This window comes from Cytobacillus massiliigabonensis, assembly GCF_900199725.1.
Lineage (GTDB): Bacteria > Bacillota > Bacilli > Bacillales > Cytobacillaceae > Cytobacillus > Cytobacillus massiliigabonensis.
Genome location: NZ_LT904904.1, coordinates 1563678 through 1579317 on the forward strand (window position 1 = coordinate 1563678; position 15640 = coordinate 1579317).

Here is a 15640-nt window from a genome sequence, read left to right on the forward strand (position 1 = left end):
GACGAGTTGGTCTGCATCCAGCTCCAGCGCCTACCCCCTCGAGGACACAAGCCAAGCCTCACTAAAAAGGTAAAGAGCACCTTTTTAGTGAGACTCGTCTTGTGCTTGTCGGGGGTGATCAAGGCGCTTACGCATTTGTCTTAGTTTACACTTTCTGCTTTTTTCTTTTCTTCTTCTTGCTTCGCAAAGTATTCTTCAGCAATCTTATCAATTTCAATTTTTAATTCTTCAACCATTGTTGCTTCAGGTACTTTACGAACAATTTCTCCTTTGCGGAACAGAAGTCCTTCACCGCGTGCACCAGCAATTCCAATATCAGCTTCACGTGCTTCACCTGGTCCATTTACTGCACAGCCCAGTACGGCTACTTTAATTGGAGCTTTAATTTTTTGGATATATTCTTCTACTTCATTGGCGATGCTAATTAAGTCAATTTCTATTCTGCCGCATGTCGGACAGGAAATTAATGTTGCTGCATTGGAAGATAAGCCAAATACTTTAAGTAATTCCCGAGCCACTTTAACCTCTTCTACAGGGTCCGCACTTAACGAAATTCTTAATGTATTTCCAATACCCTTATGAAGAATAGCACCTAAACCAGCTGCACTTTTAACTGTACCTGCAAATAACGTACCCGATTCAGTAATACCTAAGTGTAATGGGTAATCAAAAGCTTTTGCTGCTTTTTCGTAAGCTTCAATGGCTAAATTAACATCAGAAGCTTTCATCGATACGATAATATCATGAAAATCAAGATCTTCTAGGATTTTAATATGATGCAATGCACTTTCAACCATTCCATCAGCAGTAGGATATCCATATTTCTCTAGAATGCGTTTTTCAAGTGATCCCGCATTTACACCAATTCGAATAGGAATCCCCTTTGCTTTTGCAGCTTTAACGACTGCTTCCACTTTTTCACGTTTCCCGATATTCCCTGGATTAATCCTGATTTTATCTGCTCCGCCTTCAATCGCTTTAAGAGCAAGCTTATAATCAAAATGGATATCGACAACTAATGGAATATTGATTTGTTTCTTTATATCTGCAATGGCATTTGCTGCACGTTCATCCGGACAAGCAACGCGGACAATTTGACAGCCTGCTTCCTCTAAACGCTTAATTTCAGCAACTGTTGCCTCAACGTCATGTGTTTTGGTTGTTGTCATGCTTTGGATGAACAGCTCATTGCTGCCGCCAATTGTTAATGGTCCCACTTTAACTGGACGTGTTTTTGTACGATGTATCATTTCAGTCAATGGAGATTCGCTCCTTTTATTTACAGTTAATTATTTTATACAATACACTTTCATATTGTATCAATGAATCAATTGAATTGACAAGAATGATGGTTTATCCAATAAAGGGAACTTTTTAGTTTTTGCTGTCATATACAGGAAACTTGTAAGTTTCTCCATATTTAAGTTCCTCAGGCTTTAATCCATTATTCAAATTTGAAAAGTCAGTGATTACATCTGTGATACTGACTGGTAGGGGACCATTCAAGTTTTGTTCAATAATGGAAAGGACCGTTTCCCCTGGATTAACTTTCTTTTCGAAAAAGGATTCAGTTGTATTCGTCATGGAGGCTGCCTCGATGGTTTGTTCCTTATCTGCAGGCAAAGTTCCTTTGCTTAAATCGTAATAAATAACAAAGATCGTTAGTGCTGCTAATAGCAGTGCGATTAATCGTTTCATATAGGCCAAACCTCCGGAATAATTAGCTTGCATATCCCATATGTATGCTTGTCCTATAAAGAGTAGAACAAAAGATTCACATTTAAAATTGTAATCAAGTTTACGAAAATCTTACCATTCATTTACATTTCCTTAATATTCCTTTGACATAATGTAGGTAGAAAGTCGGTACAAGTGCATGGTTAATGAGATGGGAAAGGTAGGAATCATATCTTGCTGAGGAAATTATCACTGCAAACTAAATTATTAGTTATGATATTAGGCTTGCTGCTGCTGACGGTTTCAGCTGTTGCTTATATTTCATACGGAAAATCTAAGGATACGACAATAAAATTAATGGAACAAAGGCTAAATAAAGAGGCTGCTGGCATTTATGATATTGCTCAAAATGTCATGCTTATTTATGTAGGTCAAGAGGAAAAATTCAATAAAAAAATGAATCAGGTCATTAAAAGCCAGGATGCAGATCTGGCACAGGATGGGTTTAAAGGGGCATATTATATAGTAAATGAAAAAGGAGCGGCACCTTTTCAAATTAGTAAGAATTCGAAGATTCGTTTTACTGAGGGATTGCTTGAGAAAATTAGAAAAAAGGAAAACGGTTTAATCCATCAGAATATAGATGGACAGCTTTATACACTGTCTTTTCGTTCAATTCAAGAATTAAAGGGGATTTATGTTATCGCTATTCCTCAAAAACAATACTTACATGATATAAATGAAATGTCAAAGTACATATTTATTGTTTCATTCATTAGTCTTATTTTAACATCTGCCATTCTCATTATAATGGTTCGTAGTTTGACCAATCCTTTGATTAAGTTAAGAGAGGTTATGAAAGAAGCAAGGAATGGGAATTTAGATGTTCAAATTGAAACCAATTCATCCACACCTGAAATTACTTCTCTTGTGAAGAGCTTTAATGCAATGATTGGTCAAATGAATACACTGCTATATAAAATTTCAATGACGACAAAGGATTTATCCAGAACTGGGAAGGAACTGAGAAACAGTTCTGGACAAGTGCTGGAAGAAAATGAACAGTTAATGGATGCAATCCAAGTAGTAAAAATAGGGGCAGAACAAACAGCAATAAGCTCTGAAGAGAGTATTCAAATGTTTCAAGAAATGAACAGATCTCTAAGTAACATTTTTGAACAGATGAAAGCTGTGATGGAAAAAGTACTGACAATGAACCATTCAGCCTTTGAGGGTGAAAAGTATGTTGGGAAACTAATTGCTGCATATAATCGCCTTGAAATGGAGTTTAAAGATGTAGCCTCTTCTGTACATGCTGTCAAAGACCATTCAGAATCAATTGCAAATGTGGTTGCGATTATTCAGCAAATTGCGGAGCAAACGAAGCTTTTGGCTTTAAATGCAGCAATTGAAGCAGCAAGGGCAGGAGAATCGGGAAAAGGCTTTGCAGTTGTTGCAAATGAAGTAAAAAAGTTAGCTGAACAATCGTCTTTAGCAGCGAGTGAAATAAAGAATACGATTGGGGAAATGGAATCAATTTCGGTTAGAGCATCCAATGAATTTGCTGGAATGATGAATAACTTCCAATCACATGTTAAAACAGCATCTGCCAGCAAAGAATCTTTTGATCAACTAATGCTTGAAATTGAAATGGTTAGCAAGATGATTGAAAAGGCACAAGGGGAGTTAATTGGCTTAAATCTCCTGCTGCCGAGGATTGAGTCGGCTACAGAGAATTATGTTTCTGTTTCCCAAGAAACGCTGGCAAGTACAGAGGAGATGATGGAAGCATCAGAAAGGCAAATCAATAAGATGAAAAAAAGTCATGAGGCTGGAGAAAGGCTGACTGAATTATCTCAATCGCTTGCCGTGTTAAATGCCGAATTCCAATACACAAAATAAAGAGTATACATAAAAAAACGCGCAAATTTGCGCGTTTTATTTTTTCTCCAGTTTTGCTATTTCCTTTATTACCAAAAGTAAAATGATAAATGCTACAAACCAATTTATAATCGCACCATTTGGCACCAACGTTCTTAAGCTATCCATAACAATAAAGAAAACCGTAGGCAGGGTCACGCTATATGCCGCAATTCTCCAAGTGTGGCGATATTGCATATTTACTTCCATAAGCTTTTGCAATAAAAGACCAGCTAGAGCTAAAAATGAAATCTCTATAAATTTTAACCCGGCAGCAAAAATATAAATAACCACTGCAATGAGAGGGATAATAATGGCTAGTGAAGAATTAACAGTTGCTAATATATTCTCCAAATCATCATTTGATAATGTAAAATCGTTTACCATGGAGTAGGAGAAGGGCTGAATTTGACCTCCCGCTAGAATAATGGCTTCATTCTTTAATAATGCAATTGTGTTATTGCTATTAGATATTTCCTTTTGGTCAATTGTTCCTGTCGGGTCGAAGATAATAGTAAAATCTTCTTTATTTATAATTTTTGGAGCATCAAGATCTGCTTGCATTTCACCGTTCTCAATAATAAATGAAGGAAGTTCCGTTTTAACGCTTTCTTGTATTGCATCCATCCCATCAACTATTGCTGTACTGAAATAAATAATAGAGGGAATAATGGATAGAAATGTTAGAAAAAACACATACAATATCGTTTTGCCAATTCCTTGAAAACGATATTGTGCAATATCCTTCGGGGAATAAAGACTTCTTATAAACTGCTTAAAAATATTCATTTGGACACACCCTTAATAGAATTCATCCTTTTATTCTACCTGCATAAAAACTTCAGTACAAGTAATAGAAATTCACGGAATTATTCAGATGATTGTAACACAATTGTAATATTAAAGGCATTTGTAAAGGTATTGTAAATTTAGCTGTAGAAATCTTTACTCTTTATTCATCTTCACTAATAATTGTATAGGGTTTGATGAATGGTGTCGAATAAAGTTATAGGGGTTGGGAAATAGTGGAATTAGATATTCAGCAAATGATTTTTGAATTTCTTGGAGGCCTTGGGATATTTCTCTATGGGATTAAAACAATGGGCGACGGTCTTCAAAGATCAGCAGGTGATCGGTTAAGGGATTTACTAGATCGTTTCACAACGAATCCAGTAATGGGTGTCTTTGCAGGAATGCTTGTAACCATTCTTATCCAAAGCAGCTCTGCTACAACAGTTATTACAGTTGGATTAGTTAGTGCAGGATTCATGACACTTCGTCAAGCGATTGGTGTAATTATGGGTGCCAATATTGGAACAACCGTAACGGCCTTCATTATAGGAATTGATGTGGGTGCTTATTCTTTACCAATTATTGCATTAGGAGCAATTTTACTATTCTTCTTTAAAAGTCAAAAAATACATAATATCGGCCAAATTGTTTTTGGCTTTGGTGCTCTATTTTATGGACTAGAGCTAATGAGTGGCGGCATGAAGCCGCTGAGAACACTTGAAGCCTTTCATGAGCTGACACTGAATATGAGTCAGAACCCTATTCTAGGTGTAATTGTTGGAACGGTTTTCACGGTGATTGTCCAAAGCTCAAGTGCAACAATTGGGATTCTTCAGGGATTGTTTTCTGAACAGCTTATTGATATACATGCCGCATTACCGGTACTATTCGGAGACAATATTGGAACAACAATCACAGCAGTTTTAGCATCGATTGGGGCATCTGTTGCCGCAAAAAGAGCAGCGGCTGTTCATGTTCTATTTAATTTAATCGGGACTACTATTTTTATGATTCTGTTGAAACCATTTACCATGTTAATTGAAATGATCCAGTCAGGCATGGGGCTGAATCCTGAGATGACTATCGCTTTTGCTCATGGGATATTTAATGCATCAAATACAATCATTCAATTGCCATTTGTTGCTATATTAGCTATAATCGTAACAAAATTAATTCCTGGTGAAGATTCTGTAATGGAATATAAGGCAAAACATCTTGATCCAGTTTTTATACAGCAATCTCCTTCTATTGCTCTAGGACAAGCGAAAGAAGAAGTGTTAAGGATGGGGCAATTTGCCATTCGGGGTCTTGAAGAAACTTGTGAATTCTTAAAAACAAAAAATACAAAGCATTCAAACAATGCCATGCAGCTGGAGGATGCGATTAATAATCTAGATCGAAAGATTACGGATTATTTAATCGAGCTTTCAACAAGCTCCTTGTCTGCGCATGAATCAGAAGAACATACCATGCTTATGGATACAGTCAGGGATATCGAGCGCATCGGGGATCATTATGAAAATATTATTGAACTTGCTGAATATCAGCAGGCAAATAAAGTACAAATCTCAGAAAATGCTGCGGCAGATTTAGAAGAAATGTTTAAGCTGACGATCTCAACAGTGAAAGAATCTATTCATGCATTGGATCATAAAGATAGAATAGCAGCATTAGATGTAGTGAAAAAAGAGGAAGCCATTGATAAAATGGAAAGGAAACTGCGAAAACAGCATATTCTTCGTTTAAATGAAGGGCTTTGCTCTGCTCAAGCAGGGATTGTTTATGTTGATATTGTGAGTAATCTTGAACGGATTGGGGACCATGCCGTAAATATTGCTGAAGCAATTTTGGGTGAGGAATGATTAAATGAGGTATAAGCAAGGAGAAGTATCTCCTTGCTTTAATTATATAAAAAGGGCGGTGAGTTATAGAAAAATGGATACCTTATATTGGGCATTAATTATCATATTATTTGTGATTGCTTTTATTGGGCTTGTGTATCCTATTATTCCTAGTGTGCTGTTTGTTGCAGGAGGATTTATACTCTACGGAATATTTTTTTCCTTCGAGCCGTTTAACTGGCTTTTTTGGGTCATACAAGGACTTTTTGTCCTATTGCTGTTTGGAGCAGACTACATTACCAATTTAATTGGAGTGAAAAAATTTGGGGGGTCGAAAGCAGGGATATGGGGAAGCACAATTGGCATCCTTGTAGGTCCTTTTGTTATCCCTGTCTTTGGAATTATCATCGGTCCGTTTTTAGGTGCTTTTCTAGCAGAGCTGGCTGTTCATAAAAAAGGATGGAAGGAAGCTGCAAAAATCGGCTTCGGTTCGGTTATCGGCTTCATTAGCAGTGTTGTAACAAAGGGTATTATACAAGCCGTGATGATTGTTTATTTTATAATTGTTGTTTTATAATTTTTTTAATGAAAAGGACCCACTTGCAGCGGGTCCTTTTCAAATAGTTAATTTAGCCCGCAGATTTCATAAGGACAATTAAGGCAATCGACTTCTTTTTTTAAGTAATTTAAATTTTTAATAGTGAATGTTTGGCGTTCATAGGAAATGATATCTTTATCTCTTAGCTCCTTAAGCATTCGCTGGATGACCTCTCTAGTTCCAAATGTTAAATTTGCTATCTCCTGATGAGTGAGTGGAAAATCAATTAATATGCCTTCCTCTGTTTTAACCCCGTAGCTATTGCACAGCCGGATTAATATGGAATACAGCCCGCCTTTTTTTCCGTGAATAATTAGATCCTGACAGATCATTTGTGCCTTTAAATATCTTGTGCTCAGCCATGACGTTAAGTTACTTAATCGTTCCCGATCCTGTAAAATAAATTCTTCAAATAGTTCCCTTTTTACTATTATCATCTCACAATCAGTAATCGCCTTTGCGAAAAAATGATATTTAGGCGAATGTCTGAATAACTGATATTCAATAATAATTTCTTCTCCATTTAATAATTTTAGGATAAATTCTTTTCCGTGAATATTCATTCTGCCTATGGCAATTTTCCCAGATAATACTAAGTAAACATTGTTAACCTTATCCTTTTCTTGAAAGAGAATCGAACCTGACTTTATTAGCTGAACGGTTTCGTTTTCAATAAAATGCTGGATTAGTATGCTGTAAAGTGAAAGGCTAAAATTTTTCATATTTATCGCTCCTTTCAATGACTTCTAATTTTGATTTAAAGGAATTACAGAAAAGCTGTCAATGACACAGTAGGATTTTACTAAGGGAGGCATGTAGGAAATATGACTTAAGTCGTTGACTGAACGGTGTTCGTCAAAATCATGACAATTTAACGAAATATGGAATTGTTGTATGATTAATCTAAAATTAGGGAATGGTATATTTGTAATTTAGAGGAATTTGCATGGTTAAATGATTAACTACTTGTTTATTTAAGCATTTTCATTGAAAGGATTATCTTATTTTGGTAATCTTATATGGAAAGCCTGAATAATCATTCTAACATTAGAATGATAGGAATCGTAAAAAAATTCAGAAGGCTTAATTTATTTACATAGGGAGGAATTTATAATGGCATTCGAATTACCGCAATTACCTTATGCGTATGACGCACTAGAACCAAATATCGACAAAGAAACAATGAATATTCACCACACTAAACACCATAACACATATGTGACTAATCTTAATAATGCATTAGAAGGAAACGATGAGCTTCTTTCTAAATCAGTTGAAGAGGTAATCTCTAATCTTGATGCTGTTCCGGAAAGCGCGCGTACGGCTGTCCGCAATAATGGCGGTGGTCATGCAAACCATTCACTATTTTGGCAAGTCATTTCTCCAAATGGCGGCGGTGAGCCAACAGGAGATTTAGCTGCTGCAATTAACAGCAAATTTGGCAGCTTTGATAGCTTTAAAGAAGAGTTCGCAAAAGCAGCTACTACTCGCTTCGGTTCTGGATGGGCATGGCTTGCAGTAAACAATGGCGAGCTTGAAGTGACTAGTACTCCAAACCAAGATTCACCATTAATGGAAGGAAAGACTCCATTATTAGGTTTAGATGTTTGGGAGCATGCATACTACTTAAAATATCAAAACCGCCGTCCTGAGTACATCAATTCCTTCTGGAATGTTGTGAACTGGGATGAAGTATCTAAGCGTTTTAGCGCTGCAAAATAATAGGATTGATTTAGAGGAGCACGGCAGAAATTTCTGCCGTGCTTTTCATTTTATGAAATATTGCATAACGGAATACAATTTGATGAAAACTACCCTTTAGATGTGAAGGGGAGTTTTTTTATGAGTAAAGTAAAAAAGTTGATCGGTGATGTAGAACTTACAAAGGATTTAGGTTTACTGCTATTGATAGGCGGTCTCTATTCATTAAGTGTGGCTTTATCGAATACTTTTGTGAATATTTATCTTTGGAAGCAGTCTGGTGAATTTAAGGATTTAGGATTATATAATTTAACAATTGTTGTCATACAGCCGCTGACCTTTATACTAGCAGGCAGATGGGCAAAGAAAATCGACAGAGTCATTGTTTTAAGGATAGGTGTTATATTTTTGGCTGCATTTTATTTAACAGTTTTAGCTGTAGGTACATATGCATCCCAATTTTTATTGCTTTTAGGTGCTTTACTAGGTGTAGGCTATGGCTTTTACTGGCTTGCATTTAATGTTTTAACTTTTGAAATAACTGAGCCGGAGAATCGGGATTTCTTTAATGGATTTCTCGGCATTCTTAGTTCTGTCGGGGGCATGATTGGTCCCGTTGCTGCAGGTTTTATTATTTCGAGGATGGAAAAGTTCACTGGATATTCAATCATTTTTGGCATTTCTCTTGGTCTCTTTTCTTTGGCTGTTTTTTTAAGCTTTTTTATTAAAAGACGGCCAGCAAATGGAAAGTACTGGTTTAAACGAATTATTGCAGAGAGAAAAAACAATATGAATTGGCGGCTCATTACGAATGCACATTTTTTCCAGGGGTTAAGAGAAGGGACATTTGCCTTTATCATATCTGTTTTTGTTTTTATTTCTACAGGAAGTGAAATGGCGTTAGGAACATTCGGTCTTGTTAATTCAGGTGTTTCATTTATTACATACTACAGCGTATCGAGGATGCTTAAAAAAAATCAGCGGAAAAAGGCAATTTTAGTTGGAGGAATAATTTTGTATGCAGCCATTTTTTTAATCATATTTAATTTAACCTATCCAAAGCTGCTAGTTTACGCTGGAATCATTGCGATCGCGTATCCCCTATTACTAGTTCCATATATATCCATGACTTACGATGTGATAGGAAAGGGATGGAAAGCGGCTGAAATGAGGATAGAATATATTGTTGTTCGTGAAATATTTTTGAATTCTGGAAGAGTCGTTTCTATTCTTGCTTTTCTCGGTGTAGTTGTTTTTCTTAATGAAGAAAAAGGAATCCCCATTCTTCTTCTCTCTTTAGGCATCGGGCATTTAATTATTTATTTATTTATCAGGAAAATTCATTTCCAGTCACCGTAAATAAATGCAAACACATTTCTTTATTAGGGAAATATTTCTTATCACAATTATAGGTTCTTAATAGAATAATTTATTGTTTTCTTATAGAATAAAGATAAGTGATAAAGTGAACTGGATAAAGGATGTGTAAATAAACATTGAAACAAAAGAAGAAAAAGAAGAAGTCACATGTACCATTCCGGGTAAATGTCTTATTCTTTATTGTTTTCGTTCTGTTTTCGGTATTAATTCTTAGGCTTGGATTTGTACAAATTGTTTATGGAGATGATTACCGGCGGGAGATTGAGCGGACGGAAGACATTACAGTCAATAACCCTGTACCAAGGGGAAAGATGCTGGATCGGACGGGTAAAGTAATTGTAGATAATACACCGCAAAACGCGATTACGTACACGAATAGAGGAGCAAAGCAGGATGAAATGCTGGATGTTGCAGAAAATCTTGCAAAGCTCATTGAAAAAGATACAAGCAAGGTTCAGGAAAGAGATAAAAAGGATTATTGGATCATTAAAAATCCAAAACTAGCAGAAAAAAAAGTGTCAGATGAAGAAAAGGAAAAACTTAAGGAGAAGCTGGAGGGAAAGGAATTAGACAAAGAAATTTACCAGCTTCAGCTTGATCGAATTACTGAGGAAGAATTAAATGATTTAACCGCATTTGATTTAGAAGTTCTTGCGATTTATCGTGATTTTTCAAGCGGTTATGCGTTAACACCGCAAATGGTAAAAAATAAAGGGGTAACTGATGAGGAATTTGCTGTTGTCAGTGAAAACCTGCAGCTGCTTCCTGGCGTAGATACAACAACAGACTGGGAAAGATATTATGCGTTTGGCGATACATTGAAGTCTGTGCTCGGCAATGTGTCTGATGATGGGCTCCCTGCTGAGCAGCTTGACTATTATTTAGCACGGGATTACAGCCGTAATGACCGGGTAGGAAAAAGTCAAATTGAGCTGCAATATGAAGACGTGCTTCATGGGCAGAAAGCTAAAGTGAAAAATGTTACGGATAAGGCAGGGAATGTCTTAGAAACGATTCCTATTTCGGAAGGCAAACGGGGGAAAGATCTCGTTTTAAGTATTGATATGGACCTTCAAATAGCTGTTGACAAAATTGTAGAAGAGGAATTAAAAGCGGCAAAGACAAAATCAGGTACTGCTTTGCTTGATCGCTCCTATGTTGTATTGATGGATCCTCGTACCGGGGAGATTCTCTCTATGTCAGGTAAGCGAATTGTTAAAAAAGAAAATGGGGAAAAAGTCATTATGGATGATGCCCTTGGAAATATCCAAACAACATACAATGTTGGGTCGACAGTTAAAGGTGCAACCATAATGACTGGCTTTAACACTAAGGCAATCAGTCCAGGAGTTACATTCTACGATACACCAGTAAAAATTAAGGGAACGCCACCTAAGAAATCTTGGAAAGCTGGCCTTGGGACGATGTCAGATATTACTGCTCTGAAATATTCTTCAAACGTTTATATGTTTCAGACTGCGATAAGAATCGGTGGCGGTACTTACCAGTATGATCGCCCATTAAGGCTAAACAACGAGGGATTTAATATTATTCGTGATTCCTTTGCTCAATATGGGCTAGGTGTCAAAACAGGTATTGATCTGCCAAACGAACAGTCCGGTTTTAAAGGAACTGGTACAAAACCAGGTTTCATGCTTGACTTAGTAATTGGCCAGTATGATACGTACTCAAATATGCAGCTTGCCCAATACGTTTCAACAATAGCCAATGGCGGAAATCGAATGGAACCGCATATTGTAAAAGAAATTCGTGAGCCTTTAATGGATAACGGAGAAATTGGACCAATTATCGAGGAAATCGAACCGAAAGTGCTTAACCGTATAGAAGGTAAAGAAGAATGGCTTGACCGCGTTCAGGAAGGTTTCAGAAGAGTGACTCAGGAACCTGGCGGAACAGCCTATTCAAGCTTCGGAGCAAAAGGAAAAGAGTACAATTCTGCAGGTAAGACTGGTACAGCTCAAGCGTTCTATGATGGACCGGAACGAAGCAAATTTGGAAAAATCCCGCCAGAGGTTATTAATTTAAGCTATGTTGGTTATGCACCATACGATAATCCAGAAGTAGCAATTGCTGTCTTAGTGCCATGGGCCTACCAAGGCAGCCATGGTCACTATGCAAATAGAAATATTGCTGAACGTGTATTAGATACGTATTTTGAATTAAAGAAACAAAGACAATCTGGAACCGACACTACGAATAATTCAAAACAAGATATGAATGAAACGAATCAAGAATAATAATTTTTTTAAAAGTCTGTTCTCCAAAGGGGAACAGACTTTTTTTGATGTCTAGGAAATTAAAAATTTGGAAGTTATGGATAACTTTGCGACAAGTTCTATGCGTTCAGCGCGAGCTCCTCCCCCCCTTGAGTTCACAAGCATGTCTAGTTACGGCACCTAGGGACTCGTGTCATAAGCCAATCCCTTACAGAAGGCAAAGTACACCTTCTTAAAGATCTTGGCTTATGCAGTCGTCCCTGGACAGTCGACTTCACATTTCGATCAATCTTCCCAGATAGGGAAAGAACTCCTTTCAGTGAGGCTCGTCTTGTGCTTGTCGGGGGTGATCAAGGCGCTAGCGCATTTGTTCTAGAAATCACTTTTTATACATCGTTTTGCAGTAATTTACAAAAGATTTACATTCAATTAAAACTAGGTTAATGCTTGAGCATTATTCTATACGTGTAGGACAAAACAACCAATCTCTTAGGGGGAATAAAGAAATGAAAAGCTTTAAGTACTTAGCACTTTCGACAATGATTGGAGCAGCGCTGGCGTTCACTGCAGCATGTGGAAAAACAGATAATGAAGCGACAGCAAACGGATCTCAAACTGAAGGAAGTAGTTCAGAACAGAAAGCTGGCGAAGAAAATAAGCAGCTTCAAGGTGAAATAAATCTTGATGGATCCTCAACGGTTTATCCGATTATGGAGGCAGTTGTTGAAGAGTTTGGTATGGAGCAGCCTGGAGTGAAGGTTTCAGTAGCCTCATCAGGTACAGGCGGCGGTTTCAAAGCCTTCATTGCAGGAAGTACTGATTTGAGCAATGCTTCCCGTCCAATTAAAGATGAAGAGAAGTCGCAATTAGAGGAAGCAGGAATTGATTATACTGAGTTTAAATTAGCAAACGACGGTCTATCCGTAGTTGTTCATAAAGATAATACATGGGTTGATCACTTAACAGTTGATGAACTGAAGAAAATGTGGGTTGAAGATGGAACAGCAAGAAAATGGTCAGATATTCGTGAAGGCTGGCCCGAAGAAGAAATTAAGTTTTATTCACCTGGAACAGATTCAGGAACATATGACTATTTCAATGAAGTCATTTTAGAAGATGCCCCAATTGTTGAAAATGCAACACTATCTGAGGATGATAACGTATTAGTACAAGGTGTAACAGGGGATAAAAATGCAATCGGCTATTTTGGCTATGCGTATTACGCAGAGAATAAAGATAAATTAAAAGTTGTCCCAGTAGATGGAGGAAATGGACCAGTTGAACCGACAAATGAAACGGTTGAAAGTGGAGAGTATGCACCATTATCCCGCCCGCTTTTCACATATGTGAAAAATGAATCGTTAAAAAATGAAGAAGTGTATGAGTTCGTTAAATATACACTTGAAAATGCAGCCGTTCTTTCAGAAGATGTAGGCTACGTAAAATTAAAAGATGAAGAGTATGAAGCTGCACTTAAAGTATTAGAGGGGTTAAAGTAAGAATAAATGCGATAAACTTCACTTGAAGATGGGAAGTACGTTAAACAGTGCTTCTCATCTTCCTTCGTTACACGGATGAAAGGGGTTTTCATTTTGGCTTTACAAAAAATGTCCAGTTCTTTTTCTGTTCAAGAGCTTATTCAGAAAAAGAAGCAAAAGAAGAGTGCGAATCTTCAAGTAGAGAAAATCGTCCCATTTTTATTATTGCTTACAGCTATTGTCTCAGTGCTTACAACGCTTGGAATTGTTTTAACATTATTTGCTGAAACGGTTACTTTTTTTACAAAAGTTCCTATTAAAGAGTTTTTGACAGCACAGAAGTGGTATCCTTTCTCGGAAACACAAGGGTCATATGGGATTCTTCCGCTTGTTGCAGGAACATTGAAAGTTTCTATTATCGCTGCAATTGTTGCAGTACCGATTGGTCTCGCGTCAGCCATATTTTTGAGTGAGTACGCATCAGATCGAACACGCAGAATCATTAAACCGATATTGGAAGTACTAGCTGGCATTCCAACAATTGTTTATGGATTCTTTGCTTTAACTTTTGTAACACCTCTATTAAGAGAAATGATTCCTTCCCTTGAAATATTTAATGCGCTAAGCCCAGGAATTGTCATTGGAATTATGATTACACCAATGATTGCTTCGCTATCTGAGGATGCCATGTCAAGCGTTCCGAATGCGATGCGTGAAGGTGCTTTGGCACTTGGCTCCACTAAATTTGAAGTAGCAATAAAGGTTGTTCTTCCAGCAGCTATTTCAGGAATCATTGCTTCTATCGTATTAGCGATATCAAGAGCGATAGGGGAAACAATGATTGTTGCTGTTGCAGGGGGATCCACGCCAATTTTAAGCTGGGATGTTACAAGTTCCATCCAGACGATGACGGCTTATATTGTTCAAGTAAGCCAAGGGGATGCAGGTTATGGAACGACAATCTATTACAGCATATATGCTGTCGGATTTACGTTATTCTTGTTCACATTGGGAATGAATTTGCTAGCACAATTCATCTCTCGACGTTTCAGGGAGGAATATTAAATGAAATTAATAGACCATACAAAAGTTTTAAAGCATATGAAGCCAAGAATCGTCTCGAATATTTTATTTCGATTGTTATTTATGGCTGCGACAACATTTGGCTTGTTAATCCTAGGCATATTATTATATCGGGTAATTACTCAAGGAATTGGCTATCTTGATTTTCAATTTTTGCAAAACCTTCCTTCACGGAAACCGGAGCAGGCGGGAGTTAAAACGGCTTTAATCGGGACAATTTGGTTAATGGGGGTAGTCGCACCTGTCACCTTTTTGCTTGGTGTCGGAACAGCAATCTATCTGGAAGAGTATGCAAAGAAAAGTCGATTTACAAGATTTATTCAAGTAAATATATCTAATCTTGCTGGGGTTCCTTCCATCGTTTTTGGATTATTAGGTTTAACCGTTTTCGTACGTGCCTTAGCTCTTGGAACCAGCGTTTTAGCAGCTGGATTAACGATGAGCTTGCTTGTCCTTCCCATTATTATTGTTGCATCGCAGGAAGCGATAAAGGCAGTTCCAAAGGAATTAAGAGAAGCTTCATATGGGATGGGGGCAACAAAGTGGCAAACGATTCTCCATGTTGTTCTTCCAGCAGCAATCCCAGGGATTTTGACTGGCGGAATCCTTGCTTTATCAAGGGCAATTGGTGAAACGGCTCCATTAGTTGTGCTTGGTCTTCCTTTGTTTCTTGCCTTTTTGCCAAAATCAGTTTTTGACATGTTTACAGTATTGCCGATGCAAATTTATAACTGGACTGGTCGTCCGCAGGAGGAATTCCAAGGTGTGGCTGCGGCAGGAATTATCGTATTGCTTACCATGCTGATTATTATGAATTCTATTGCTGTTTTCATTCGGAATAAATTTCAAAAACGCTATTAAAACATGCTGTATAGGATGAAGGGAGACTGAAATAATGAACGCAACGATTGAAAAACCAAGAGTAAGACTAGT

General features: G+C 37.3%; 13 protein-coding genes. 9 read left to right on the forward strand and 4 right to left on the reverse strand.

Translation table 11 applies throughout. The features are described from left to right. Window positions 1-140: 140 nt before the first annotated feature. Together ispG and C1726_RS18790 are read right to left on the reverse strand one after the other, a co-directional pair. The gene (gene ispG / locus C1726_RS18785) at window positions 141-1250 is read right to left on the reverse strand and encodes a flavodoxin-dependent (E)-4-hydroxy-3-methylbut-2-enyl-diphosphate synthase (RefSeq protein WP_165571531.1); all 1110 of its coding nucleotides are present in this window, start codon (window positions 1248-1250) and stop codon (window positions 141-143) included. Window positions 1251-1374: 124 nt separating this feature from the next. Further along, complete coding sequence (locus C1726_RS18790; protein WP_102274549.1) at window positions 1375-1698, reverse strand: hypothetical protein; 324 nt, start codon at window positions 1696-1698, stop codon at window positions 1375-1377. A 213-nt stretch (window positions 1699-1911) separates the two neighbouring features. Here C1726_RS18790 and C1726_RS18795 point away from each other — a divergent pair, with 213 nt between their 5' ends. Next, the gene (locus C1726_RS18795) at window positions 1912-3579 is read left to right on the forward strand and encodes a methyl-accepting chemotaxis protein (protein ID WP_235822801.1); all 1668 of its coding nucleotides are present in this window, start codon (window positions 1912-1914) and stop codon (window positions 3577-3579) included. Between the two features lie 36 nt (window positions 3580-3615). On the opposite strand, the gene C1726_RS18800 is transcribed toward C1726_RS18795, so the two are convergent. After that, window positions 3616-4386 (reverse strand): DUF1189 domain-containing protein, encoded by a 771-nt coding sequence (locus C1726_RS18800; protein WP_102274550.1) that lies wholly within the window; start codon window positions 4384-4386, stop codon window positions 3616-3618. Between the two features lie 257 nt (window positions 4387-4643). On the opposite strand from C1726_RS18800, the gene C1726_RS18805 reads away from it, so the two are divergent. Beyond that, complete coding sequence (locus C1726_RS18805; RefSeq protein ID WP_407642076.1) at window positions 4644-6251, forward strand: Na/Pi cotransporter family protein; 1608 nt, start codon at window positions 4644-4646, stop codon at window positions 6249-6251. A gap of 73 nt (window positions 6252-6324) precedes the next feature. After that, on the forward strand, window positions 6325-6807 hold the full coding sequence (locus tag C1726_RS18810) for a DUF456 domain-containing protein (protein WP_102275855.1): 483 nt from the start codon (window positions 6325-6327) through the stop codon (window positions 6805-6807). Between the two features lie 47 nt (window positions 6808-6854). On the opposite strand, the gene C1726_RS18815 is transcribed toward C1726_RS18810, so the two are convergent. Next, window positions 6855-7550, reverse strand: a complete 696-nt coding sequence (locus tag C1726_RS18815) for a Crp/Fnr family transcriptional regulator (RefSeq protein ID WP_102274552.1) — start codon at window positions 7548-7550, stop codon at window positions 6855-6857. 391 nt (window positions 7551-7941) lie between these two features. Between C1726_RS18815 and C1726_RS18820 the strand changes: the two genes are divergently transcribed. The 6 genes from C1726_RS18820 to pstA all read left to right on the forward strand — a co-directional run bounded on the left by C1726_RS18820 (window position 7942) and on the right by pstA (window position 15568). Further along, window positions 7942-8550, forward strand: coding sequence for a superoxide dismutase (locus tag C1726_RS18820; RefSeq protein ID WP_102274553.1), 609 nt, complete (start codon window positions 7942-7944; stop codon window positions 8548-8550). Window positions 8551-8670: 120 nt separating this feature from the next. After that, window positions 8671-9888 (forward strand): MFS transporter, encoded by a 1218-nt coding sequence (locus C1726_RS18825; protein ID WP_102274554.1) that lies wholly within the window; start codon window positions 8671-8673, stop codon window positions 9886-9888. Window positions 9889-10025: 137 nt separating this feature from the next. After that, window positions 10026-12167: a peptidoglycan D,D-transpeptidase FtsI family protein gene (locus C1726_RS18830; RefSeq protein ID WP_102274555.1), complete on the forward strand. Its 2142-nt coding sequence runs from the start codon at window positions 10026-10028 to the stop codon at window positions 12165-12167. Between the two features lie 485 nt (window positions 12168-12652). Continuing rightward, window positions 12653-13645, forward strand: coding sequence for a PstS family phosphate ABC transporter substrate-binding protein (locus C1726_RS18835; RefSeq protein ID WP_102274556.1), 993 nt, complete (start codon window positions 12653-12655; stop codon window positions 13643-13645). 93 nt (window positions 13646-13738) lie between these two features. Next, window positions 13739-14689 carry a phosphate ABC transporter permease subunit PstC gene (gene pstC / locus C1726_RS18840; protein WP_102274557.1) on the forward strand — a complete coding sequence of 317 codons (951 nt, stop codon included), beginning with the start codon at window positions 13739-13741 and terminating at the stop codon, window positions 14687-14689. Beyond that, the gene (gene pstA / locus C1726_RS18845) at window positions 14690-15568 is read left to right on the forward strand and encodes a phosphate ABC transporter permease PstA (protein WP_102274558.1); all 879 of its coding nucleotides are present in this window, start codon (window positions 14690-14692) and stop codon (window positions 15566-15568) included. Window positions 15569-15640: the final 72 nt, after the last annotated feature.

What these genes read in the sequence shown, in the direction of transcription:
- C1726_RS18815 (WP_102274552.1), bottom strand. Translation starts at nt 7,550, where the DNA reads ATGAAAAATTTTAGCCTTTCACTTTACAGCATACTAATCCAGCATTTT.
- ispG (WP_165571531.1), bottom strand. Translation starts at nt 1,250, where the DNA reads ATGATACATCGTACAAAAACACGTCCAGTTAAAGTGGGACCATTAACA.
- pstA (WP_102274558.1), top strand. Translation starts at nt 14,690, where the DNA reads ATGAAATTAATAGACCATACAAAAGTTTTAAAGCATATGAAGCCAAGA.
- C1726_RS18790 (WP_102274549.1), bottom strand. Translation starts at nt 1,698, where the DNA reads ATGAAACGATTAATCGCACTGCTATTAGCAGCACTAACGATCTTTGTT.
- C1726_RS18800 (WP_102274550.1), bottom strand. Translation starts at nt 4,386, where the DNA reads ATGAATATTTTTAAGCAGTTTATAAGAAGTCTTTATTCCCCGAAGGAT.
- C1726_RS18805 (WP_407642076.1), top strand. Translation starts at nt 4,644, where the DNA reads ATGATTTTTGAATTTCTTGGAGGCCTTGGGATATTTCTCTATGGGATT.
- C1726_RS18810 (WP_102275855.1), top strand. Translation starts at nt 6,325, where the DNA reads ATGGATACCTTATATTGGGCATTAATTATCATATTATTTGTGATTGCT.
- C1726_RS18820 (WP_102274553.1), top strand. Translation starts at nt 7,942, where the DNA reads ATGGCATTCGAATTACCGCAATTACCTTATGCGTATGACGCACTAGAA.
- C1726_RS18825 (WP_102274554.1), top strand. Translation starts at nt 8,671, where the DNA reads ATGAGTAAAGTAAAAAAGTTGATCGGTGATGTAGAACTTACAAAGGAT.
- C1726_RS18835 (WP_102274556.1), top strand. Translation starts at nt 12,653, where the DNA reads ATGAAAAGCTTTAAGTACTTAGCACTTTCGACAATGATTGGAGCAGCG.